21 protein-coding genes are annotated in these 21,726 nt (G+C 71.5%); 12 read left to right on the top strand and 9 right to left on the bottom strand.

The features are described from left to right. The first annotated feature begins 50 nt into the window (after positions 1 to 50). Both ACFY4B_RS08240 and ACFY4B_RS08245 read left to right on the top strand, forming a co-directional pair. Positions 51 to 3,422 (top strand): hypothetical protein, encoded by a 3,372-nt coding sequence (locus ACFY4B_RS08240; protein ID WP_387966883.1) that lies wholly within the window; start codon positions 51 to 53, stop codon positions 3,420 to 3,422. A gap of 91 nt (positions 3,423 to 3,513) precedes the next feature. Further along, positions 3,514 to 4,137, top strand: a complete 624-nt coding sequence (locus tag ACFY4B_RS08245) for a hypothetical protein (protein WP_117487038.1) — start codon at positions 3,514 to 3,516, stop codon at positions 4,135 to 4,137. Here ACFY4B_RS08245 and ACFY4B_RS08250 read toward each other — a convergent pair. Then, a complete protein-coding gene (locus ACFY4B_RS08250) occupies positions 4,125 to 4,589 on the bottom strand; it encodes a hypothetical protein (RefSeq protein ID WP_117487037.1) in 465 nt (154 codons plus the stop codon). The genes ACFY4B_RS08245 and ACFY4B_RS08250 overlap by 13 nt on opposite strands. 505 nt (positions 4,590 to 5,094) lie before the next feature. On the opposite strand from ACFY4B_RS08250, the gene ACFY4B_RS08255 reads away from it, so the two are divergent. Continuing rightward, positions 5,095 to 6,246, top strand: a complete 1,152-nt coding sequence (locus tag ACFY4B_RS08255; RefSeq protein WP_387966884.1) for an alpha/beta hydrolase — start codon at positions 5,095 to 5,097, stop codon at positions 6,244 to 6,246. 37 nt (positions 6,247 to 6,283) lie between these two features. On the opposite strand, the gene ACFY4B_RS08260 is transcribed toward ACFY4B_RS08255, so the two are convergent. Then, entirely contained in the window at positions 6,284 to 6,769 is a 486-nt protein-coding gene (locus tag ACFY4B_RS08260) for a universal stress protein (protein ID WP_049650056.1), read from the bottom strand. 189 nt (positions 6,770 to 6,958) lie between these two features. Continuing rightward, the gene (gene kdpB / locus ACFY4B_RS08265; protein WP_387966885.1) at positions 6,959 to 9,145 is read right to left on the bottom strand and encodes a potassium-transporting ATPase subunit KdpB; all 2,187 of its coding nucleotides are present in this window, start codon (positions 9,143 to 9,145) and stop codon (positions 6,959 to 6,961) included. A 314-nt stretch (positions 9,146 to 9,459) separates the two neighbouring features. Between kdpB and ACFY4B_RS08270 the strand changes: the two genes are divergently transcribed. Together ACFY4B_RS08270 and lysA are read left to right on the top strand one after the other, a co-directional pair. After that, positions 9,460 to 9,633: a hypothetical protein gene (locus ACFY4B_RS08270; RefSeq protein WP_375874815.1), complete on the top strand. Its 174-nt coding sequence runs from the start codon at positions 9,460 to 9,462 to the stop codon at positions 9,631 to 9,633. 51 nt (positions 9,634 to 9,684) lie between these two features. Continuing rightward, the gene (gene lysA / locus ACFY4B_RS08275; protein WP_387966886.1) at positions 9,685 to 11,052 is read left to right on the top strand and encodes a diaminopimelate decarboxylase; all 1,368 of its coding nucleotides are present in this window, start codon (positions 9,685 to 9,687) and stop codon (positions 11,050 to 11,052) included. A gap of 70 nt (positions 11,053 to 11,122) precedes the next feature. Here the strand turns inward: lysA and ACFY4B_RS08280 are convergent, their stop codons facing one another. Further along, positions 11,123 to 11,260 carry a hypothetical protein gene (locus tag ACFY4B_RS08280; RefSeq protein WP_387966887.1) on the bottom strand — a complete coding sequence of 46 codons (138 nt, stop codon included), beginning with the start codon at positions 11,258 to 11,260 and terminating at the stop codon, positions 11,123 to 11,125. A 157-nt stretch (positions 11,261 to 11,417) separates the two neighbouring features. Here ACFY4B_RS08280 and ACFY4B_RS08285 point away from each other — a divergent pair, with 157 nt between their 5' ends. Continuing rightward, entirely contained in the window at positions 11,418 to 12,203 is a 786-nt protein-coding gene (locus tag ACFY4B_RS08285; RefSeq protein ID WP_387966888.1) for a DUF2785 domain-containing protein, read from the top strand. An 87-nt stretch (positions 12,204 to 12,290) separates the two neighbouring features. On the opposite strand, the gene ACFY4B_RS08290 is transcribed toward ACFY4B_RS08285, so the two are convergent. Next, complete coding sequence (locus ACFY4B_RS08290) at positions 12,291 to 13,031, bottom strand: ArsR/SmtB family transcription factor (protein ID WP_387966889.1); 741 nt, start codon at positions 13,029 to 13,031, stop codon at positions 12,291 to 12,293. 124 nt (positions 13,032 to 13,155) lie between these two features. Here ACFY4B_RS08290 and ACFY4B_RS08295 point away from each other — a divergent pair, with 124 nt between their 5' ends. After that, the gene (locus ACFY4B_RS08295; protein ID WP_387966890.1) at positions 13,156 to 13,632 is read left to right on the top strand and encodes a GNAT family N-acetyltransferase; all 477 of its coding nucleotides are present in this window, start codon (positions 13,156 to 13,158) and stop codon (positions 13,630 to 13,632) included. A 139-nt stretch (positions 13,633 to 13,771) separates the two neighbouring features. Here the strand turns inward: ACFY4B_RS08295 and ACFY4B_RS08300 are convergent, their stop codons facing one another. The 3 genes from ACFY4B_RS08300 to ACFY4B_RS08310 form a co-directional block, all read right to left on the bottom strand. After that, entirely contained in the window at positions 13,772 to 13,990 is a 219-nt protein-coding gene (locus ACFY4B_RS08300) for a DUF397 domain-containing protein (RefSeq protein WP_380743767.1), read from the bottom strand. Positions 13,991 to 14,288: 298 nt separating this feature from the next. Next, positions 14,289 to 14,498, bottom strand: a complete 210-nt coding sequence (locus ACFY4B_RS08305) for a DUF397 domain-containing protein (RefSeq protein WP_387966892.1) — start codon at positions 14,496 to 14,498, stop codon at positions 14,289 to 14,291. A 28-nt stretch (positions 14,499 to 14,526) separates the two neighbouring features. Next, on the bottom strand, positions 14,527 to 15,312 hold the full coding sequence (locus tag ACFY4B_RS08310) for a DUF5753 domain-containing protein (RefSeq protein WP_387966893.1): 786 nt from the start codon (positions 15,310 to 15,312) through the stop codon (positions 14,527 to 14,529). A 143-nt stretch (positions 15,313 to 15,455) separates the two neighbouring features. Between ACFY4B_RS08310 and ACFY4B_RS08315 the strand changes: the two genes are divergently transcribed. Together ACFY4B_RS08315 and ACFY4B_RS08320 are read left to right on the top strand one after the other, a co-directional pair. Beyond that, on the top strand, positions 15,456 to 16,187 hold the full coding sequence (locus ACFY4B_RS08315; RefSeq protein ID WP_387966894.1) for a hypothetical protein: 732 nt from the start codon (positions 15,456 to 15,458) through the stop codon (positions 16,185 to 16,187). A gap of 20 nt (positions 16,188 to 16,207) precedes the next feature. Next, positions 16,208 to 17,446, top strand: coding sequence for a radical SAM protein (locus tag ACFY4B_RS08320; protein ID WP_387966895.1), 1,239 nt, complete (start codon positions 16,208 to 16,210; stop codon positions 17,444 to 17,446). A gap of 103 nt (positions 17,447 to 17,549) precedes the next feature. On the opposite strand, the gene ACFY4B_RS08325 is transcribed toward ACFY4B_RS08320, so the two are convergent. Further along, positions 17,550 to 18,143 (bottom strand): hypothetical protein, encoded by a 594-nt coding sequence (locus tag ACFY4B_RS08325; RefSeq protein ID WP_049650074.1) that lies wholly within the window; start codon positions 18,141 to 18,143, stop codon positions 17,550 to 17,552. A gap of 439 nt (positions 18,144 to 18,582) precedes the next feature. Between ACFY4B_RS08325 and ACFY4B_RS08330 the strand changes: the two genes are divergently transcribed. Genes ACFY4B_RS08330 through ACFY4B_RS08340 form a run of 3 tightly spaced genes read left to right on the top strand, consistent with a single transcriptional unit; the run spans position 18,583 to position 21,724 of the window. Further along, positions 18,583 to 19,929 (top strand): extracellular solute-binding protein, encoded by a 1,347-nt coding sequence (locus ACFY4B_RS08330; RefSeq protein ID WP_074002528.1) that lies wholly within the window; start codon positions 18,583 to 18,585, stop codon positions 19,927 to 19,929. After that, the gene (locus tag ACFY4B_RS08335) at positions 19,926 to 20,900 is read left to right on the top strand and encodes a carbohydrate ABC transporter permease (RefSeq protein WP_082345322.1); all 975 of its coding nucleotides are present in this window, start codon (positions 19,926 to 19,928) and stop codon (positions 20,898 to 20,900) included. Before ACFY4B_RS08330 ends, ACFY4B_RS08335 begins: the two co-directional genes overlap by 4 nt. After that, positions 20,897 to 21,724, top strand: a complete 828-nt coding sequence (locus ACFY4B_RS08340) for a carbohydrate ABC transporter permease (protein ID WP_387966896.1) — start codon at positions 20,897 to 20,899, stop codon at positions 21,722 to 21,724. Before ACFY4B_RS08335 ends, ACFY4B_RS08340 begins: the two co-directional genes overlap by 4 nt. The last annotated feature ends 2 nt before the right edge of the window (positions 21,725 to 21,726 follow it).

Raw genomic sequence — 21,726 nt, forward strand, 5'->3', positions numbered from 1 at the left:
GGGGCTATTGCCCTACGCTCGTTCCCCTGCACATGGGGAGGGGACGAGGGATGGTGGACCACACTGCGAACACAGTGAACGGCCCGGTGCACGGGACGGTCGTGCAGGCCGGACACATCTACGTGGGCGGGAGTCAGCCCCCGGCGGTGCCGGAAGGGGCCGACGCGTGGGTGCGGGCCGCTGCCGAGTCACGGGCCTGGAAGCACATCCGGGAGGACCGGGACGCCGAGCCGTACCGGTGCGTGGCCCTGAAGGCCGTCGGTGAACTGGCCCGACTGCGGGACGAGACGGTGCTCGCCGAAGACCCGTGGCAGGACCCGGGGATCGCGGTGCGTTTCGCTTCACGAGTCGACTGGCTGCTCGGCGACGATCGACTCGACCTTTACCCGGCCGAGGCCGCGTTGCTGGCCGTCCTGCCGTTCCTCTACCGGGTCCGCTCGCTGCGCCTGACAGCGGTCCGGGCTTCTGTGCGTCCAACTGACCTCGCGCGCACACCTGATCCTGACCCCGACCGGGCGGCGTACGAGCAGTTCATCGAGTCCTACGACCTGCTCGTGGGCCGCACCCGAACCCGACCCGCCTCTGCCGCAACACTCGGCTGGTGGCTCTTCCATCGCTGGCTCGACCAGCACGAGGACCTCGCCGACCCCGAGGGCGTCCAGGAGATCGTCGACCAGCTGCCAATGCTCGCCGACCTCGGCGAGACCTTCGCCCTCAAGCGCGTCTGCGCCCTGCTGCACGGTCTCCGTCGAGGCCCCGACGTCGGCAACCGCGACTACCTGGCCGGCCTTAGCACCGACGACCACCTGCGGGCCCCGGGCGAACAGCACGTCCGGGAGCCGAGGTTGGCCCTGCTGCTCGCGCTGGCGTACGGGACCGCCATCGAGATGACGGCGTTACCCGAGATCGTGGCCGAACACCTCGGCATCCCGCACGAGGTCGACCTCACCGAGCTGCGTCGGACCTTGGACGAGGCCGCGTGGGGCGGCCCCTACGACCTGCCGGTGTTGCGAGCCGAGTGCCACCACGAGGCGGTGGTCGAAGGGCTGCGCGAGTACACCGCCCGCGCCGACGAACTCCTCCACGCCGTCCGCCGGGTCCTCGCGACACACCCACTTCCCACCCGCCTCACCTCGGACGAAGCCGCCCCCGCCGCCGGCGCTTTCACCGGTTGGGCGCGCTTCCGCATGGACGAACGCAGGGTCCGCAGCCTGCTGATGGGCGTTGAGCTCTACCGTGACCGGGACCTGGCCGTCCGCGAGCTCTACCAGAACGCCCTCGACGCCTGCCGCTACCGCCGCGCCCGCACGGAGTACCTGGACCGCACCAACCCCATCGCGACCTTCACCTACGACGGTCGTATCGAGTTCCGCCAGGGCGTGGACGAGAACGGCCGCGCCTACCTGGAGTGCCAGGACAACGGCGTCGGCATGGGGGAGGAGGAGCTGAGGGGCGTCTTCTCCAACGCCGGCGCCCGCTTCGCGGAGCAGCTGGACTTCAAGCTCGAACGCGCCGAGTGGCGCAAGGTCGACCCGCCCGTCGAGCTGTATCCGAACAGCCGCTTCGGCATCGGCGTTCTGAGCTACTTCATGCTCGCCGACGAGATCCGGGTCACCACCTGCCGCCTGGACGCCTCGGGTCAGTTGGGTCCGCAACTGGATGTCTCGATCTACGGCCCGAGCCACCTCTTCCGCATCGCCGAACGGGCGGAGCAGGGCCGCATGCCGGGTACTACCGTCCGGCTGTACCTGCGCGACGACATCGAGCTGGGAGAGTCGTGGTCGTGCGTCGACGTCCTCGAACGCCTCCTGGCCGTCGCGGAGTTCGCCACCTCGGCGGTGCACGACGGCGTCCGGGAATGCGCATGGGAGCCCGGTGTTCTGAAAGTGCGGCAGGCGCCGCCGGGTGAGACCTTCGGCTTCAGTGCGTGGGGTCTGACGACGTCGTGGGCCGGAGCGCCGGAAGGCGCTCAGGTGACATGGTGCGAGCAGGGCGGGGCACTGCTCGTGGACGGCCTGGTGGTCGAGCCGGAGGTCGTCCGCGGGGTCATCTCGCCGAGGGGGTTGTCCGGGGTCGTTCTGAACCTCACCGGCAGCCTGTCGCCGAGGAGGTTGTCCGTGGATCGCCGCCGTGTCATCAGTGACCTTTCGGAGACGGTCCGGGGCCTGCTGGAGCCGGCGGTCGACGAGTTCGTGAGCGGGGACTCGGTCGTGTTGAGCATGGAGTGGATCCATCAGGTAACGGAGAGGAACTACCATCTCGCCGATCTGGTGGCCGCCGAAGTCATCCGACAGGGCCGTCCATTCGAATTCCGTGGGGTCGAGTACGAAACCCGTAGCACGGGCTGCTTCCTGGCGGACGAGGGAATCCTCAGGTGGTGTGAACATCCCGACCGGTTCCTTGATGGAATGCTTCCAGGCAATCCGCCGGATCACGTCCTCCTCTGGCGGATGATGGCTCACGGGCTGGATCGGGCATTCCCGGAACTGTCCAGTCTGTGCCCGGAGTTGCTCCGGTTCCGGAATGTGCGCCCGGCGATGCCGTCCGACATCGCGGTGCTGGCTCCAAGGCACCAGGCCTTCGGGGCCAGGTTGTGGACGCTGGATCAGCCGGACGGGGAATGGGTGGTGGACCTCGGGCGGAGTCTCGGCATCACGCTCAAGCAAGCCCGCGATCGAGCTGCCGGACTCGGCGTGCTTCCCGCTCGTGACTTCGTCTTCTGTCTCGGCCCCGACCGCCCGCCCGTAGTCATCCCCCGCCAGGCTGCGGTGGCTTTGAGTGGAATTTCGGTAGCGGCGCCGGTGGATACCCGTGTCGAGGATCTGGAGATCGGCGAGCAGGAGATCGGGGAGCTGGCAGATCTGTGGCGGGGAGATCCTGTCGAGCTGACCTACGACCTGATCTTCATGGTCGGGGAACTCGGTGGGGAGTCGTTCCGTGAGGTGATCGAGCGGATCAGGGCCTGTGGGGCGGATATCCCGATCGTCCTGCCGGAGCGCCCGGTCCGGCTGGACAGGGAACTCTTCTCGCCCGATGGCGCGATGGATTGGGACGACCTTCCGTTGGGTGCCCCTGTGCCGTTCGCGCGTCTGATCGATGCGGCTCGGACGCTTCAGCTGCATGCGAGAGAGCTGGCTCGCCACTTGAGGTCCCGTGGGATCGTTCCGTCCGCCGACGACCTGCCGGCCGGGCTCACGATGGAGCAGGCGTGGGATCTTCTCGATCTCGACAGGTCAGGGTCCATCGGATCGTTGTGGATCGAGGGCATGACCTTGGCCGACCTGTTGAAGGTGTCACTGAGGACGGGGCATCCGATGGCCCGGATCATCGACTGGTACCGCGCGTGGGGCATCGACGTACCCGACCCTGCCGAGCTGATCCGCGACGCTCTCGCCCGGGTGCCCATGGCCGACCCCTCCTGAGCACCGAATCCACCCGTGAACAGGGCTGCTGCAACGTGCCTCCTTGTTCTACAGTTCTGTAGAACATTACGCACGGCGATCGGGGACGAGCATGGACAGGCCGCTTCGGCTGCCGCAGCAGGATCGGGCGGACTTCGAGACGGAGCTCGGGCGGGCGCTCTCGGCGCCGGAGGTGCGGGCGGCGTTGCGGGCGAGTGGGGAGGAGGCCCGGGGGGTGGAGCGGTTGCGGCGGACGGCGCGGGAGAACGCGGAGTTCGTGCTGGCCGCGGCGGCGCCGGAGTACGAGCGGTACGCGGCGTTGCGGGCGGACGCCGATGCGGTGGCGCGGCTGCCGGTGGACGTGCCGGCCAGGGAGCGGGCGTCGGGGTGGTGGGGGGTGCTGGGGGTGGTGGTGCCGATCATCGCGGTGGGGGCGGCGGTGGTCTTCCTGCTGCTGGGTTCCGTGCTGGGGCTGGTCGAGGACATGGAGGTGTTGGCGCACGCGCTGGTGGACGCCGGGTGGGTGTCGGCCGGGGCGGGGGCGGTGAGTCTGCTGGTGGGCGGGCTGGGGTTGCTGGGGGCGGCCCGGGCGAGGGGGCCGGAGGCCGGGGAGGCGGCGGACGGGCCGGGGGAGCTGGTGCTGGCGCGGGATGCCTGGCGGTCGGCGCTGGCGGAGCGCGGGCTGGTGCCGTACCTGGTGGCGCAGGCGAGTGCGGCGCCTGGTCAGCGGCGCTGATCGAGTCTCGCCGTGCGGGCGGCGTCGACGAGGAGCTGGGCGGCGTCCGGGGGGATGGCCAGGCGGCGGGCGATCCAGGGGGCGGGGCGGCCGGCCCGGGCGAGCATCCAGGCGGAGTACAGGTGGCCGAGCTGGGGGGCGTTCTCGGCGAGCAGTATGGGGCGGACGGCCTCCATCGGGAAGCCTTCGAGGGCGCGGGCGCTGTACTCGCGGCCGTTGGGGCCGGGTGGGGGCAGCGGGAGTGGGCGGCGGAGGTCGATCCAGCGGCTGAGCAGGACCGCGCCGACCACCAGGAGGCCGGTGCCGGAGGCGCCGATCAGGATGCCGCCGATGACGGGGCGGTCCTCCTCCTCGGCCATGCCGAGGGCGATCTCCTCCAGGACGAGCAGGCCGAGCACGGTGAGCAGCACCGCGGCTTCGGCGGGGCGCGGGTGGGTCCGGGACGTCGTCATGCGGAACCTCTTCCTCGGCGGGGCGGCCGGGGGTTTCGGGCGGGCGCGGCGATTCACCTTCCGTACAACGGGCGGTGGGCGGCCCGGGGAACGCGTCACGGTTCAGGCGGTGAAATCGCGGATGAGAATTGACGGACCGTCAAGAAGGCGATGTGGACGGCTTGTTGGCCGATCGGGAAGGGCCGGCCGGGTGGGCCGTCTGGCGGAGGCTGCGACCGCACCTCCTTCCGGTCGGGCGCACCAGGGCGGTGCGTGCGTCGACGGGGCGAGGGGCCCGACCAGGGGTGGGCTTCGGGTCAGCATAGCCTGGGCATGCCAACTTCGACAGGCTTGTCGAAGTTGCGGAACCCGGGCTCGCGATGGCGTGCCCGGAGGTGTCCGACCGGCTACTTTGAGTACGGAGCTCCGCTTCCACGGCCGGCCTTCGCGGCAGGGTTCCACAGCGCCGGGTACCACAGCCGGGTTCCGCGGCCGGGTTCCACGGCGGTAGGGGAGGTCGGGGCCGATGGGGCTCACCAACCACAAGCTGCTGGCGCTGATGGCGCTGCTCGCGGTGTTCACGGTGCTCGGCACGCTGTGGGTCTGGCCCCGGCTGGCTGTTCGGAGCTGGCCCGCGATGTTCCTGCGGCTCGGCACCATCGCCGTCACCCAGCTGGCCCTGCTGGTCACGCTGGGGCTCGCCGTCAACGACTACTTCGTGTTCTACAGCAGCTGGTCCGACCTGCTGGGGCGCGAGCACGGCGCGGGGGTGATCCGGGGGACGGGCGGCGGTACGGGGACGGGCGGCGGAACCGGTGCGGGCGCGGCCGGCGTGCAGGTGCTCGGCCCGGCGGAGATCGCCGGCGCGGGGGCGGTCGGCCGCGATCCGGCCCGGATCGGGCGGCTCGACCGGGTGCGGCTGCCCGGGGTGACCACCGGGCTGAGCTCCGACGGCTACGTCTACCTGCCGCCGCAGTACTTCCAACCCGGCGGCGAGGCACGGCACTTCCCGGCCGTGCTGGTGCTGACCGGCTTCCCCGGCGACGCCGCCAACCTGGTCACCAAGCTGCGCTACCCGGCGGCCGAACTCGACCTGCTGCGCAAGGGGTCGATGCAGCCGACCGTCCTGGTGCTGATGCGGCCCTCGCCGACCATGCCCCGGGACAGCGAGTGCGAGGACATCCCGAACGGGCCGCAGGTGCAGCGCTACTTCACCACCGACGTGCCCGCCGACCTGCGGGCCTCCTACCGAGTGCTGGACGGCACCGGCAGCCTGGGGATCGTCGGCGACTCGACCGGCGGCTACTGCGCGGTCAAGCTGGGCATGGAGCACCCGCGGACCTTCCCGGCGGCCGTCTCGCTCTCCGGCTACTTCAAGGCGGCGGAGGACGTCACGACGGGCGACCTCTTCGCGGGCGACCCGCGGCGCCGCGCCGAGGCCGACCTCGACTGGCGCCTGGCCCACCTGCCGATGCCGCCCCTGGCGGTGCTGCTCGCGGACAGCAAGGAGGACGGCAGCACCTACGCCGACTCCAGCGCCTTCGCGGCGGCGGCCCGTCCGCCGCTGGTGGTCGACCAGGAGACGGTCGACACCGGTGGCCACAACTTCACCACCTGGGGCCGGCTCATCCCGCCCGCCCTCGGCTGGCTGAGCGCCCACCTGCGCGTCCCGGAGTAGCACAAGTGGGCGTCAGCAGAAGGTCGGTGACGATCTGTCAGCGGGCCAGCAGGGGGAGTGGCGCGCCGGTGCGGGCCGGGAGTTCGAGGCGGGTGAGGAGGGCCGAGGGCGAGACCTCGACCACCCGGCAGCCGGCCCGGTGGCGGCAATGGCGGGCGACCGAGCCGTGCCGCAGGCGGTCCAGGCGGCGGCGGGTGGCGGCGCCGAGGACGAGCAGGTCCGCCGGGCCGGTGACGGCGCCGACCAGGGCGGGGCCGGGCTCGGCGTTGACCACCAGCGGGTGGATGACCAGGTCGGACGGGTAGCCGCCGTAGGCCTGGTCGAAGGCGACGTCGAGGCGTCGCCGGGCGGCGTGCTCCAGTTCGGAGAGCGGCCGTAGGCCGTCCCGCTCGTTGGCGGCCCAGGCGGCCACGGGCACCAGCACCGCCTGGTGCCGGGCCGCCTCGCCGACGGCGTGGTAGAGGGCGGCCAGACTGCTCAGTGATCCGCTCAGGCCGACGATCACTCGGGTGGTCCCGGTCATGGCCGTTCGCCTCCGTCTCTCCGGCGGCTCTCTCCATCGGGCTCCGCCGGTTCGGAACTCCTTGCTTCGGATGTCTCCAGTGAACCCCGGAACGGAGCCGTCCGTACCGCCGCTGACACCACCATGACGCGGGTCGCCCACATTTTGACAGCGCTCTGACGGGCCGGTCGGGATCCCCCGGCCGATCGCTCAGCCCAGCCCCGGGACGAACTGGACGATCAGGTCGATCGCCTTGATGCCGAGGAACGGCAGCACCAGCCCGCCCAGTCCGTACACCCGCAGGTTGCGCCGGAGCAGGTCGGTCGCGGAGGCCGGCTGGTAGCGCACGCCGCGCAGGGCGAGCGGGATCAGGGCGACGATGATCAGCGCGTTGAAGATGATCGCGGAGGCGATCGCCGAGGTGGGGCTGTGCAGCTCCATGATGTTGAGGTGGTGCAGCCCGGGGTAGGCGTTCGCGAACATCGCGGGGATGATCGCGAAGAACTTGGCCACGTCGTTGGTGATCGAGAAGGTGGTCAACGCGCCCCGGGTGATGAGGAGTTGCTTGCCCACCCGGACGATCTCTCTCAGCTTCGCCGGATTGGAGTCGAGGTCGACCATGTTGCCGGCCTCCTTGGCGGCCGGGGTGCCGGAGTTCATCGCGACGCCGACGTCGGCCTGGGCGAGGGCGGGGGCGTCGTTGGTGCCGTCGCCGGTCATCGCGACCATGTTCCCGGCGGCCTGTTCGCGCCGCAGGTGGGCGAGCTTGTCCTCCGGGGTGGCCTCGGCGAGGAAGTCGTCCACCCCGGCCTCGGCGGCGATGGCGCGCGCGGTCAGCGGGTTGTCCCCGGTGACCATGACGGTACGGATGCCCATCCGCCGCAGCTCGGCGAAGCGTTCGGCGATGCCCTCCTTCACCACGTCCTTGAGCTCGACCACGCCCAACGCCCGTGCGCCGTGCCGGTCGTGGACGGCGACCAGCAGCGGGGTGCCGCCGGCCCCGGCGATCCGGTCCACCAGCGGCTCGGCCTCCGCCGGCAGCCGCCCGCCGGAGTCCGCGACCCAGCGGGCGACGGCGTTCGCCGCGCCCTTGCGGACCAGGCAGGTGGTGCCGTCCGGCCAGGTGAGGTCGACGCCGCTCATCCGGCTGTGGGCGGTGAACGGTACGGGCTGCTGCTCGCCGAGTTCGCCGGGGGAGCGCGGCGGCACCCAGTACTGACGGTTCGTCAGTTCGACCAGTGACCGCCCCTCCGGTGTCTCGTCCGCGACGGAGGCCAACTGGGCGGCCTCGGCGAGCTGTTCGGTGGTCGCTCCGGGCAGCGGGTGGAGGGCGACGGCCCGCCGGTTGCCGTGGGTGATGGTGCCGGTCTTGTCGAGCAGCAGCACGTCCACGTCCCCGGCGGCCTCCACCGCCCGGCCGGAGAGGGCGACCACGTTGCGCTGCACCAGCCGGTCCATCCCGGCGATGCCGATCGCGGAGAGCAGCGCGCCGATCGTGGTCGGGATCAGCGCGACCATCAACGCGACCAGCACGATGGTGGTCTGGGGCGCGTGCGCGTAGACGGCCATCGGCTGGAGCGAGACCACCGAGAGCAGGAAGACGATGGTCAGCGAGGCCAGCAGGATGTTGAGCGCGATCTCGTTCGGCGTCTTCTGCCGGTCGGCGCCCTCGACCAGGGCGATCATCCGGTCCACGAAACTCTGCCCGGGGCGGGAGGTGACCCGGACGACCAGGTGGTCGGAGAGCACCCTGGTGCCGCCGGTGACGCCGGTGCGGTCGCCGCCGGACTCGCGGATGACGGGAGCCGACTCCCCGGTGATCGCCGACTCGTCGACCGTGGCGACGCCCTCGACCACCTCGCCGTCCCGCGGGACCACCTCGCCGGCCGGGACGAGCACGATGTCGTGCACCATCAACTGCCCGGCGGGGATGACCTCGTGGCGGTGGTCGCGGGTGCCGACCCGCCAGTGCAGCAGCCGCCGGGCGGTGGTGGCGGACTGGGCGCGGCGCAGCGACTCGGCCTGCGCCTTGCCGCGGCTCTCCGCGACGGCCTCGGCGAGGTTGGCGAACAGCACGGTCAGCCAGAGCCAGAAGGAGATCACCCAGGCGAAGACGCCCGGGTGGAGGACGGCGCTGATCGTGGTGAGCGCGGAGCCCGTCTCCACCACCAGCATCACCGGGTTGCGCATCATGGTGCGCGGGTGGAGCTTGCGGACGGCGGCGGGCAGCGCCTCGGCCAGCTGGCGGCGGGTGATCAGCCGGCGGCGGCCGCCCGGCGAGGTGGGCCGGTGGCTCGGCGGCGGCTCGGGCGCGGGGGCCGCGGTGCGCTCCGGGCGGCGGAACCAGTTCTGCTGGTCGGGGGTGTTGTCCGGGGTGGTGAGGGCCGAACGGCGCATCGTCTCGGGGGACCTTCCGGGCCGCCCCGGTTCGTCGGGGGCGGCGGGTTCGGGTGGGGCTGCGGGGACGGCGGACAGCCCACCACCGGAGAACCGGGGGACATGCCGCTCTTGACACAGGATTGGCGGCGAAACCCCCGTCCTTGACGGAGCTCTGACACCGCTGCCGGCCGGCCGCCGGACGGCTGTCAGGAAGGCGTCAAGGACGGGCCCCGGGCCGTACGCCCTGCGTCAAGGGCGGGTGCGGTCGGTGTGCGGAGGGTCTCCACTGGAGGGGTGCGGCCGCCCGGGCCGTCGTCTGGAGGAACCCCGCCATGACCACTGTCACCGCCGTCATCGACGTCGACGAGCCGCTGGAGCGGACGGTCCGCCTGGTGCCCGCCGCCTGGCGCCGGGACCGCCCCGAGCCGCCGGAACCGTCCCCGGCCGCCGACCGGGACCGCACCCGCCCGGCGAACTGCCGCTTCGCGATGCACTACGAGGACTGACACCCGTCAGGGCGTCCGCCGCCCACGCGCCCACCCAGAGGAGCAGCCGCCATGACCCAGCTCATCGCCCCGCCCGTCCCCACCACCCCCGGGACCGCCCCTGGAGCCGTCTCCGCCGACGTGCTCGGCGGCCCCTGGCCGGCCACGGCGCGGCCCGGCCGGGGAGCCGATCTGCTGATCGGCGGGGTCGGGCTGGCCGAGGCCGCCGAGCGGTTCGGCACCCCGCTGTACGTGCTGGACGAGGCCGAGGCCCGGGGGCGGGCCCGGGCGTACCGGCGGGCGCTGCCGCACGCCGAGGTGCTGTACGCGGCCAAGGCCTTCCTCTGCAGCGCGATGGCCGACTGGGTGGAGCAGGAGGGGCTGGGCCTGGACGTCTGCTCGTCGGGCGAGCTGTGGCTGGCGGTCTCGGCCGGCTTCCCGGCGCAGCGGATCCTGCTGCACGGCAACGCCAAGTCCCCGGAGGAACTGCGGCTGGCGCGGCGGCTGCGGGTCGGGCGGATCGTCATCGACGGCCCGGCTGAGATCGCGCGGCTGGCCGCCCTGGTGGCCGCCGACACGCCGCAGAAGGTGCTGGTCCGGATCGTCCCGGGGATCGCCGCCGGGCACCACGCGGCGGTGCGGACCGGGGTCGGCGGGCAGAAGTTCGGCTTCCCCGTCGAGGGCGGCGACGCGGCCGACGCGATCGCCCGGGTGCTCGACCAGCCGGGGCTCGAACTGGCGGGCCTGCACTGCCACCTGGGCTCGCAGATCACCTCGGTCGAGCCGTACCTGGAGGCGGTGGACGCGGTGGTGCGGCTGCTCGCCGAGACCCGGGACCGGCACGGCGTCGAACTGCCCGAACTGGACCTCGGCGGCGGCCACGGCATCAGGTACCTGCCCGGGGACGAGGAGTTGGACCTCGCCGAGTTCGCCGTCCGGGTCACCGACCGGCTGGCGGTGCGCTGCGCCGAGGCCGACCTGGACGTGCCCCGGCTGATCGTCGAACCCGGCCGCGCGATCGCCGGACCGGCCGCCGTGGCGGTCTACCGGGTGCTGTCCGTCAAGCACACGGCGGACGGCCGCTGCTTCGTCGCGGTGGACGGCGGCATGAGCGACAACCCGCGCCCGGCCCTGTACGGATCGCCGTACACGGTGCGGCTGGTCGGCCGCCGCTCGGAGGCGGGGGAGACACGGGTCGACGTGGTCGGCCGCCACTGCGAGGCCGGGGACGTGCTCGTCCGCGACGCCGCACTGCCCGCCGACCTGCGCCCCGGCGACCTGCTGGCGATGCCGGCGGCCGGCGCGTACCAGCTGTCCATGGCGTCCGGCTACAACCTGGTCGGCCGCCCGGCCGTGGTCGCGGTGAAGGACGGCCGGGCCCGCCTGCTGATCCGGCGCGAGACGGTCGAGGACTTCCGCCTGCGCGAGGTCGGCCGCTGACGGCGGACGGCGGCCGCGTGGGAAGTCGGCCCGGCCGACTTCCCACGCGGGACCGGGCGGGGGTTCGCCGTCAGCCGCTCGCGGAGGCCCCCGGGCCAGCGCCGCGCGGGACGCAGGGGGCGACGACGGTCAGGTGCAGGGTGTCCGGCGCCGTGCCGGGATCGCCCATCACGACCGAGGCGGTGAACTTGTTCGCGTCGTTGGACAAGTCCAGCCGCTTGTCGTCCCTGTGCTCGACGGACTCGATTTGTCGGAGTGATGATCCTTTTCGGGCGGGTGTTGATCGAATCCAAGCGGTCGGGGCCTTGCCGGCGAGGGCGAAAATGCAGGTGAAAGGGCTCGGCGGCCACGGATAGGGTCCGGCCGTGACGAACTGGCGTGAGATCTACGAGAACGACTGCGAACTTCCCCCGGGGCGCGGGCTGGACGAACTGACCGCGGAGTTGGCGGTGGCTCTGGGGGATCCGGACCCGGAGGTCAGGGACGGTTACCCGTACGCGGTGCTGGACGCCTGGATACGGGGCGGGGTGATCGACGGTGAGGGGTGCCTGGCGCTCGGGGACCTGATGGCGGGGCGCTTCAGCGATCCGCGGATCGAAGCCCGGACGTTCGCTCCGCTCGTCCTGAAGATGATCGTGGGTCAGGGGGTGCTCAGGCCGTCGTGGGTCGACGCGTTCGCCGGTTGGTACCGCGCGGAGGCCGACCTGCGGGGCCGTGACGACGCGCTCGGGTGGCTGCACGCGGTGGCGCACGGGGCGGACCTGCTGGGGGCCTTCGGCCTGCGGCCCGAGGTCGACCCGGAACCGCTGCTCGCGCTCGCCGCCGAGCGCCTGCTGGCCCCGACGGAGTACCTGTTCGCCGAGCGTGAGGATGACCGGCTCGCCAAGGCCGTGGCTCTCGTCCTCACCCGCCCCGACCTGACGCCGGAGCGTTCGACCGCCTGGCTGTCGCCGATCGCCGAGGCCCTCGCCCCGTACGAGCGCGGGCCGATGCCGGTCTGGGCCTCCAACACGGTGCGCACCCTACGCGCCCTGTACGTGCTGGCGGACCTCGGTGTTTCGGTTGAGCGCGGGGGCCGGCCCGTCCCGCTCGTCCACGGTGAGGTGGTCAAGGCCCGGGTGGCCGAGGTCCTGCGCCCGGTGCTCCCGTAGCGCCGCGCGGCCGGGAGCGCGAGGAGTCGGCCCGGCCGACTCCTCGCGCGGGCCCCGTTCGCGCCCGGCCCGTGCGTCGCGGGGTCGCTAGTCCGCCTCCTGGTCCCGGGACGGCATGTCGGTGGTCGCGGGCAGTCCGAGGTGCTCGCGCAGTTCACGTCTGCCCAGATCCGTGACGGCGAGGGCACGGGTGGTTCCGATCCGGGTCAGCCACCCCGCGGCCAGGGCGTGCCCGCAGACGGCGGCGCCGACGGCCCCGCCCAGGTGCGGGCGCCGTTCGGTCCAGTCCAGACAGGCGCGTACCAGCGGCCTGCGGGAGGCGTCGGGCAGTGCGATGCCCAGGTCTCCGAGCCAGGCCGCCCCCTTGACGGTGAGCGACGGATCGGCGCCCCAGTCCAGCAGGCCGCGATCGGCCATCGAGTCGGTGACGGCCAGGCCCAGTTCCCCGGCCAGATGGTCGTAGCACAGCCGGGCCCGGGCCAGGGCCCGCTGCCGCCCCGAGCCCGACAGCGAACGCGGTCCGGGGGCGCGGTGCGGCGCGAGCGCGGCGAGGCTCTCGATCAGGGCCATCACGCGCGGATCGACCATCCGCAGGTAGCGGTGGCGCCCGTGCCGTTCCTCGACGAGGAGTCCGCCGCGTACGAGCACGTTCAGATGCTCGGTCGCGGACGAGGCCGCGACACCGGCATGGCGGGCCAGTTCCTTGGCCGTCCAGGCCCGGCCGTCCAGCAGGGCCAGACAGAAGTCCGCCCTGGTGCCGTCGGCCAGCAGCCTGGCCACGACGGCCAGGTCCACACCGACGTCCCGGCTCTCGCGCTGATCGTCCATGCCTTCGATTGTCGTCGGTCTCGATTCGGGTCGGGCCGAAGCGTCCGCGCCCTATCGTCCCGTACCGGCCGAGGCCACCGCGTCCTCCGCCCGTACCTCTTCCGCCAACCGCCCTGGGAACCTCATGCCCGCCACCGACATCACCCCACCGAACCCCTGGCCCGGCATCGGCCTCACGGTCACCGATGCCCCGGAGCCCACCGACGTATCGCTCGTCTCCGATGCCCTGGACCGGTTCAACACCGACACGACCGCCATCGACGACCGCCGCCCGCTGGCCGTCCTGGTACGCGACTCCCGGACCGGCCAGGTGATCGGCGGTCTGACCGGGCGCACCTCACTCGGGCTGTTCTTCCTCGACCTGTTCTTCCTGCCGGGCGAGCTGCGCGGTGGCGGCCTGGGCAGCGAGATCCTGCGCCGGGCCGAGAACGAGGCCCGCGCACGCGGCTGCCGCACGGCGGTGCTGTACACGATCAGCTTCCAGGCGCCCGGGTTCTACGCGAAGCACGGCTGGCGACGCCTGGGCGACGTCCCGTGCGACCCGCCGGGCACCAGCAGGGTCTTCATGACGAAGGACCTCGCCCCGCCGGCGGCCCCCTGAAGCCGCCGGGCCGCACCGGGGCGGGTCATGCCGGAGCAGGACCCTCCGGCTGTTGCTCCGGTCAGTCGTGCGGCGGGCGGCGTCCTGGCTGATCGGTTGCGCGAGAAGTCGGCTGGGCCGACTTCTCGCGCGGGTGTGCTCACGTGTTGGGAAGTTCGCCGGTCTTGAGGGCGGCGAGGAAGGCGGACCACGCGTCGGCGGGGAAGACGAGCGCGGGGCCGTTGGGGTCCTTGGAGTCCCGGACGGGAACGGTGCCGGTAAAGCCGTCGGCGACCTCGATGCAGTTGCCCTGGTTGGCGCTGTACCTGCTCTTTCGCCAAGCCGCGTGCGTCAGGTTGTCCCGACTCGGGTCGATCATTCGAGTTCCTTTGCAATCTGTGTGACGAGCCGCCGCGTCGGCCCTACATCGAGGGCTGCTGTCCGAAGCCGATCGAAGGCCACATCCAGGGTTTGCCCTCGCGCGCAGGCGCCGCGAGTGCCTCCCGCTTCTCCAGGGCGGCGACTTCGTAGACGGCGGGCAGCGGACCCTGCTTGCTTATACGGAGGCAGTCAAGGCCCGCCTCGTCGAGGTGCTGAGGGTGGCGTTCCCGTTCGCTTGAGCGAGTGGGTGTGGTTGCGCGAGAAGTCGGCTGGGTCGACTTCTCGCGCGGGGGTGCTCACATGTTGGGAAGTTCGCCGGTCTTGAGGGCGGTGACGAACGCCGTCCAGGTGTCGGTGGGGAAGGCGAGGGCCGGGCCGTTCGCGTCCTTCGAGTCCCGGACCGCCATGCCGCTGCTGGCGACGAGCGTGGTCTCTACGCAGTCGTTCGCCTGGGCGCTGTAGCTGCTCTTGTACCAGCCGCGGGCGGAGATCTCCGGCATGGTCATGTGCTCACCCTCTTCTCTGATCTCGCACTCACATCCCTGTCGCGATGGCGGTGATCATATCGATCGACTGGGCCGGATTCAGGGCCGATGACCTCAGGTAGTCGAAGACAAGCCCATAGCCGTCCAGTTCCGCTTCCTGCTCCAGATAGTGGCTGCTGGTCAGGGTCTCAAGAAACACTGCCCCCGGATTCGGTGAATCGGTGAAGCCGAACATCACGAACGCTCCGCACGCTCCAGCGACTGCGCCGACATCGAGCGGGACGACCTGCAAGGTGACGTTGGGGCGTTGTGCGGCTTCTACCAGGTAGTCCAACTGTGCGCGCTGTACGTTGGTTCCACCGACCGGGCATCGGAGAGCTGGCTCCCAGATGATCGCCCAGAAGCGCGTAGGCTCTGACTTGACCAGGACGCCCTTGCGCTCCATCCGCACTTTGACGAGTTGGTCGATGCGTTCGGGGCGGACAGCCGCCGGGTTCGCTCCAAGCGAGGCGCGTGCGTAGTCCTCGGTCTGCAAGAGCCCAGGCAGAACCAGCGGTTGCCACGTCTGGATGTACCTGGCATCGCTTTCCAAGTCGAGGAAGTCCGCGTCCGGGCCGGACTGGCCCTGCTCGCGTTGGACGCCGACCAGGCTGCCGACCTCAACAGCCGGTTCGGCCCTCGGTCCGCCGGGGAGATCGGCCACCGGCTGTACCACTTCGGTGCGGTGGGGGCGGTCGCGTTCGTCGGGCCCGACCCGTTCCCGGTCTACGTGCGTCGAGTGGCCTTCGATTGACCGGATATGAATGATTCTGTCGGCGTATCGGTCATATCGCATGGGGTAGTTGATGCGAACGTGACCATTTGTGGTGATCCGCTGTTAGGCTGCGCGCCTGAATACGAACTCTCCACGATGTAAAAGGACTTGGAAGAGCGTGTGAAGCTCTTCCTCGCCGTCGCCGCCGACACCTGAGGAGCCACGTGAGACCCGAAGACGTCCCCCTGCTGTTCCAGGAGTTGGCCCGTGAGTTCGCCGACGTCACCGGCATGTCGGTGGCGGCGACCGGTTCACTCGCGCGTGGCGACCACCGCACCGGGCCGGATGGAGACGTCGTCTCCAACCTCGACCTGATCCACCTCGTGGGCGAGGACGCGTACGTGCCGGACGTCCGGGCCGTGGTGGGGCGGAGGATGCGGCGGATCTCCGACACCTTCGGGATCGAGACGACGTCCGTCATCGCCCGGCTTCCGGCGTTCCGGCTGGCCGGCCACGCCCACTACCGGATCAGCATGCGGCCCGAGTGGTTCTGTGACGGCCTCGGGCTCGGGCCGGAGGCCTTCGACCTGCCCGGCCACGAGGACGACCCGCGCGCGGCGCTGGCCTGGATGATGCAGCCCGTCCCCTACTACCTGGCGAAGGCGACCGTCCAGGATCCGCCGACCAACCTGGCCAAGGCCCGCAGGGCCGCGACGCGGCTGGCCGACCGGTTCGACCTGGCCGGGATACGCGACGACCTCGACAACCTCCCGCGGGCCCTGCGCACCCTGATCGCCGAACGGGGCCTGACCCCGCTCGAATCCACCGCCCGCTACCTCGACGCCCCCACCCACCCCGCCGTCGCGCAGCGCGTCCGCGACGCGGTCTTCGTCGAGAGCATGGGGCTGTCGTCCGCCGACTCGATGGTCGTCCTGCTGCCGTCCGCCTCGAACTGACCCCCACCGGAGAGCACCCCATGTCCACTCGGCAGCACGTGGAGATCCTGCCCCCGCACCCGTTGCGGGCCGGCTACGACCGGGCCCTGGAGCGCGGGTCCATAGCCGACGACTTCCAACGGCGCCTGGAGCCGGCCCACTTCAACCCCGGCTACCTCGGCGCCCTGACCTCGCGGGTCGAACAGGCCCTGCTCCGGGACCCGGCGGACGAGGCCATGCGGTGGCGCCTGGCGTTCCTGCTGCTCCAGAACAACGCCACCGCGGCCGCCGTCGAACGGGCCGAGGAGCTGCTCGCGGACGCCACCCTCCCGCAGGCCCGGCGCCTGGCCCAGCTGGTGGCCGGGATCCGCGGCCGGGCCGACCGGCCGCGTACGGGCCGGCGCGTGCGGCGGGTCAACTGGTCGATCAACAACCGCTGTCCGATGTCCTGCCAGGGCTGCTACAACCCGTTCGCCGCCGAGCAGATCGACCTCGCCCAGGCGGACCGGATCATCGGCAAGCTGGCCGCGCACGGGACCACCGACCTGGTCCTGGCCGGCGGCGACCCGCTGCTGTGGCCGCCGATCTTCGACGTCGTCGACCACGCCATCGCCGCCGGCCTCAAGGTCGGCCTCGACACCACCGGCTACACGCTCACCGCCGAGAAGCTCGCCCGGCTCCGGGGGCTGTCCTCGCTGCGGCTTCCGCTGGACGCCGTCACCGCGGACGTGCAGCGGGCGTTCCGCCGAAGCCCGGACAGCAACCTCCTGCGGGCGCTGCTGGAATCCCTCGCGCTGTGCGATGCCGAGGGCTTCGACCGGGTGCGGGTGCACACCGTGGCGAGTGCCGAGAACCTCCACCAACTGCCGGAGCTCGCGGCCGAGATCATGTCGCACCCCTCGGTCGCCCAGTGGGTGATCTTCCAGTGGTGGGGCCGACGGGCGTCGCCGGACACGGTCCGCCGGCTCGGGGTGGCGGTCGAGGACGTCCGCGAGGTCGTGGACGGCATCCGGCGTGACCACCCCGGCCGGGAGATCCACCTCGCGGAGAGCAGCGAGCGGGAGCTGCTCAACTGGATGATCCAGTCGAGCGGACAGGTCGTCACCTTCGGCTCGGGGGCCGAGGAGGAGTTCATCCTGGGCAACCTCCTGACCGACGAGGTCGAGGAGATCCTGACCCACCCGATCCTGGACTTCGAGGCCATGTCGCGCGGGATCCCGGTCACCCCGGGGACGCGGTTCCCCGGCGCCGACGGGGAGCCGCGGTCGGCGGAAGGCTGAGTCCGGGTGAGCGGCTGATGGGCGGCTGGGACGCGGGACGGTCGGACTCCCCGGCGGGCACCGGGCGTTCGGCGCTGCGCGGTGCCCGCCGGGGACGGTCGGATCAGGCGGCGAGCAGGTACCAGCCCCCGAGGCCGCTGCACATGCTCGCGTTGTAGGTGCCGGCGCGGAAGCCGGCCGGAACGGGCTGGTAGGGGCACATGTACTCGCCGACGCGGGCCAGTTGCTGGTACCACGAGCCGATGTTGCCGCAGCCGGAGTTCATGTGGCCGGTGAGCACGTACCCGGGCGGGATCGGTGAGCCCGCGCAGGTGTACTGGCCGTCGCGGGGCACTTCCAGGTACCAGTAGTCGATGCCGCTGCAGCCGGTGGCGTTGTGGAGGGTGATCACGTAGCCGGGGGGAATCGGCGAGGTGGCGCAGGTCCAGATGCCGTTCTGCACGGGCTGGATGTACCAGGCGCCGGCCTTGTTGCACCCGCTCGGCTGGCGCTGGGTGATCACGTAGCCGTCCGGTATGGGTGTGCCGGGACAGACCCAGCCGGGGGAGGCCTGGGCGGCGGCGACCGGTGCCGCCGCCGGTGCCGCGGTGGCCGTGCCGGCGGCCGTGCCGGTGAGGACGGCCACCAGCAGGGTGACCACCCCCACCGCGGCGGCGAGCCGGCCCCGGACCGTCGCCGTCCATGAACGACCGGGCACGTGGCGATGCTTGATGTTCACTACTCACCAGTCCAATCGACGGGTCCGCGGAGCGCCGCGCGATGGCCGTACGGCGCCGTGCCGCGAAGCTGGAGCGACCCTAGTCGGAGGGGTGGCGGGGCCGGTCGAAAGTGGATGGATGCATGACAAATCTGGCCGGAAAGCGATCCGGGATCCGTTCGCAGGGTCGGGCCACCGGCTGATAACGGAACGGTTGCGGAGCCCGTCGTTCCCCTCTCCAGGTCTTGACGGCACGGGGAGGGCGGGCGTTTGCTGTGTCCGCTCGTTGGAACCTGTTTGGTTCTGGTTTGTTTTGTGTGTTTGAACGTTCAAAACAGCAGAGCAACCCCCGCCTGCGCTCAGCACCCCCTCGCACCACCCTTCGCGCCACCCCCTTCGCACCACAGCCTTCCGGCGCCACCCCACCGAGAGGAATGCAATGTCACACCTTTCCCGACGCGACCTTCTCCGCGCCTCCGGAGCCGGCCTGCTGGCCGTCGCGGCCGGCGGCTCCCTCGCGGCCTGCGGCGGCGGCTCCGGCTCGGGAGGCGCCGCCGGCGGGGACGCCGACACCGGCACGATCACCGTCTGGTCCTGGGCCACCGCCGCCGACGCCCTGCGCGGCATCGTCCCGGCCTTCGAGAAGGACAACCCGGGGATCAAGGTCGACGTCCAGGACATCGGCGAGCCCGCCATCTGGGACAAGATCACCGTCGGACTGGCGGCCGGCGGCCAGGGCCTCGGCGACGTCCTGCACATCGGCTGTGACTACCTGCCCGGCTACCAGGAGAAGTTCCCCGGCGGCCTGGCCGACCTCTCCGCGCTCGGCGCCGACGCGTACAAGGACAGGTTCGCCAAGGGCCTGTGGCCGGTCGTCACCGGCAAGGACGGCCACGCCTACGCGCTGCCCTGGGAGGTCAACGCGCTCGGCTTCTTCTACCGCAAGGACTACTTCGACAAGGCGGGCATCGACCCCGAGACCTTCGCCACCTGGGACGACCTGCTCGCCGTCGCCGACCGCTTCAAGGCCGCCAACCCCGGCATCGCCCTGATCGGTGTCAACCGGGCCGCCAACCCCACCCCCGACCTGGACTTCCTCCAGGGCCTGATGCAGCTCCAGGGCGCCTTCTACTTCGACCTCCAGGGCAAGATCACCGTCGCCTCGGAGCCGGCCGTGCGGGCCCTGACGATCATCAAGCGGCTGGACGAGGCCGGGCTGATCGGCGACACCCCCGGCGTCCAGAGCTGGCCGCCGGTGATGAAGACCGGCAAGCTCGGGGCGGCCGCGATGCCCACCTGGGTCGCGCACTACCTGGAGAAGAAGTTCCCCGACCAGAGCGGCAACTGGCGCCTCACCAAGCCCCCGGCGGTCACCCCCGGCGGCAAGCGCACTGCCCTGGTCAACTCCACCCACCTGGCCGTCGCCGCCTCCAGCCCGCGCCGCCGCGCCGCCTGGAAGTTCGTCGAGTACGCGCTCACCCGCGCCGCCTCGGTCAACACGATGTTCAACGCGGGCGGCGTCTTCCCGGCTCTCACCGAGGCCTACACCGACCCGATGTACGCCGCCCCCAGCGCCTTCTACGGCGGCCAGCCGGTGCTCAAGACCTTCACCGACCTCGCCGTCGAGGGCGGGGACCCGACCAACTACTCCGGCGACTACGCCCGCGCCCTCAAGCTCGTCAGCGACGCCCAGACCAAGGTCTTCCTCAAGGGCGCCGACCCGGCCGCCGTCCTCCAGGACGCCGCCAAGCAGCTCGCCCAGCAGACGGGACGCGGTATCGCATGAGTGCCGCCAGCCCGCCCGCCGCCCTCGCCAAGGAGTCCGAGGGGTCCGAGGGATCGAAGGGGTCCAAGGGATCCGCGGGGCCCGGCCGCTCCGGCCGGCTCCGCCGCGCCCGCTGGCGCCGCGGCGCCGTGCCGTACCTGCTGCTCGCCCCCGCCCTGCTCACCTTCGGCGTGTTCAAGGCCTACCCGGTCATCGACTCGCTGCTGCTCTCCTTCACCACCGGCTCCGGCGCCGCCACCCGCGACGCAGGCCTCGCCAACTACCGGCGCCTGCTGGACGATCCGCTGTTCTGGACGGCCCTGCGCAACACCGGCGAGATCCTCGTCGTCCAGGTCCCGCTGATGCTCGGCCTGGCCCTGCTGATGGCCGTCGGCATCAACTCCGCGCTGGTGCGCTGGCGTACGGTATGGCGGCTCGGCGTCTTCATGCCCTCGGTCACCGGCCTGGTCGCCACCGGCGTGATGTTCGCCTACCTGCTCAAGGCCGACGACGGCGCCGTCAACTGGCTGCTGAACGCCGTCGGCCTGCCCTCCGTCGACTGGTTGGGCCAGCCCGTCTGGGCCCGGATGGCCGTCGTCGTGGTGCTCACCTGGCACTACACCGGCTACAACGCCGTCATCTACCTCGCCGGACTCCAGTCCATACCAAGGGAGTTGTACGAGGCCGCGATGGTCGACGGGGCCGGCCCGATCCGCCGCTTCACCTCGATCACCGTCCCCGCGCTGCGCCCGGTGCTGCTGTTCACCGTCGTGCTCTCGACCATCGGCACGCTCCAGCTCTTCGACGAGCCGTACGTGCTGACCGGCGGCGGGCCGGACAACGCCACCCTGACCGTCTCCATGTACCTGTACCAGAACGGCTTCCGGTACTTCGACTTCGGCTACGCCTCCGCCATCGCCTACGCGCTCACCCTGCTCGTGTCGGTGCTCGGCGCCGTCCAGATGCGCCTGATGGGGGAGAAGGACAAGTGAACCTCAAGAAACTGCGCGGCTGGCCGCTGACCTTCTTCCTGGCCGGCGTCACCGGGTTGTCGATCGCCCCCTTCTATTGGTTGGTGGTCTCCGCCACCCGCAAGGACGCCGAGGTCTTCGACTGGCCGCCGAAGCTGCTGCCCGGCGGGAGCCTCGGCGAGAACCTGAGCCACCTGGAACAGAAGATCGGCCTGCTCCGGGTGGTCGGCAACTCCCTGCTGGTGGCGGGGGTCCAGACCCTGGGCGCCCTGGTCGTGGCGCTGCTCGCGGGCTACGCCTTCGCCAAGTTCCGCTTCCGCGGCCGAACCCTGCTCTTCGCGCTGCTGCTCTCCACCCTCGTGGTGCCCGAACAGGTCGTGCTGGTACCGCTGTTCAAGATGATGACGGACTTCGGCCTGCTGGACACCTACCAGGCGCTGATCCTGCCGGGCCTGTGCGTGCCGTTCGCCATCTTCCTGATGCGGCAGTCGCTGAGCAGCCTGCCGGACGAACTCCTGGACGCCGCCCGGGTCGACGGTGCGGGCGAACTCCGGGTGCTGTTCAGCGTGGTGGTGCCGGTCATGCGGCCGGTGCTGGCGGCCTTGTCGATCTTCCTCTTCCTGGGCTCCTGGAACCAGTTCGTCTGGCCGCTGATCGCCCTGCGCAGCCCCGAGATGCACACCCTGCCGGTCGCCCTGGCGACGCTGCACGGCAACAAGTCCAACACCGACTACGGCGCGATCCTCTCCGGCACCGCGCTGTCCACCCTGCCGATGATGGTCCTCTTCCTGGTCCTCCAGCGGCAGTTCATCTCCGGCCTGCTGGCCGGCGCCACGAAGGGCTGACC

Origin of the sequence: Kitasatospora sp. NPDC001261 (genome assembly GCF_042896795.1) — a bacterium.
In the GTDB taxonomy this organism is placed as follows: domain Bacteria; phylum Actinomycetota; class Actinomycetes; order Streptomycetales; family Streptomycetaceae; genus Kitasatospora.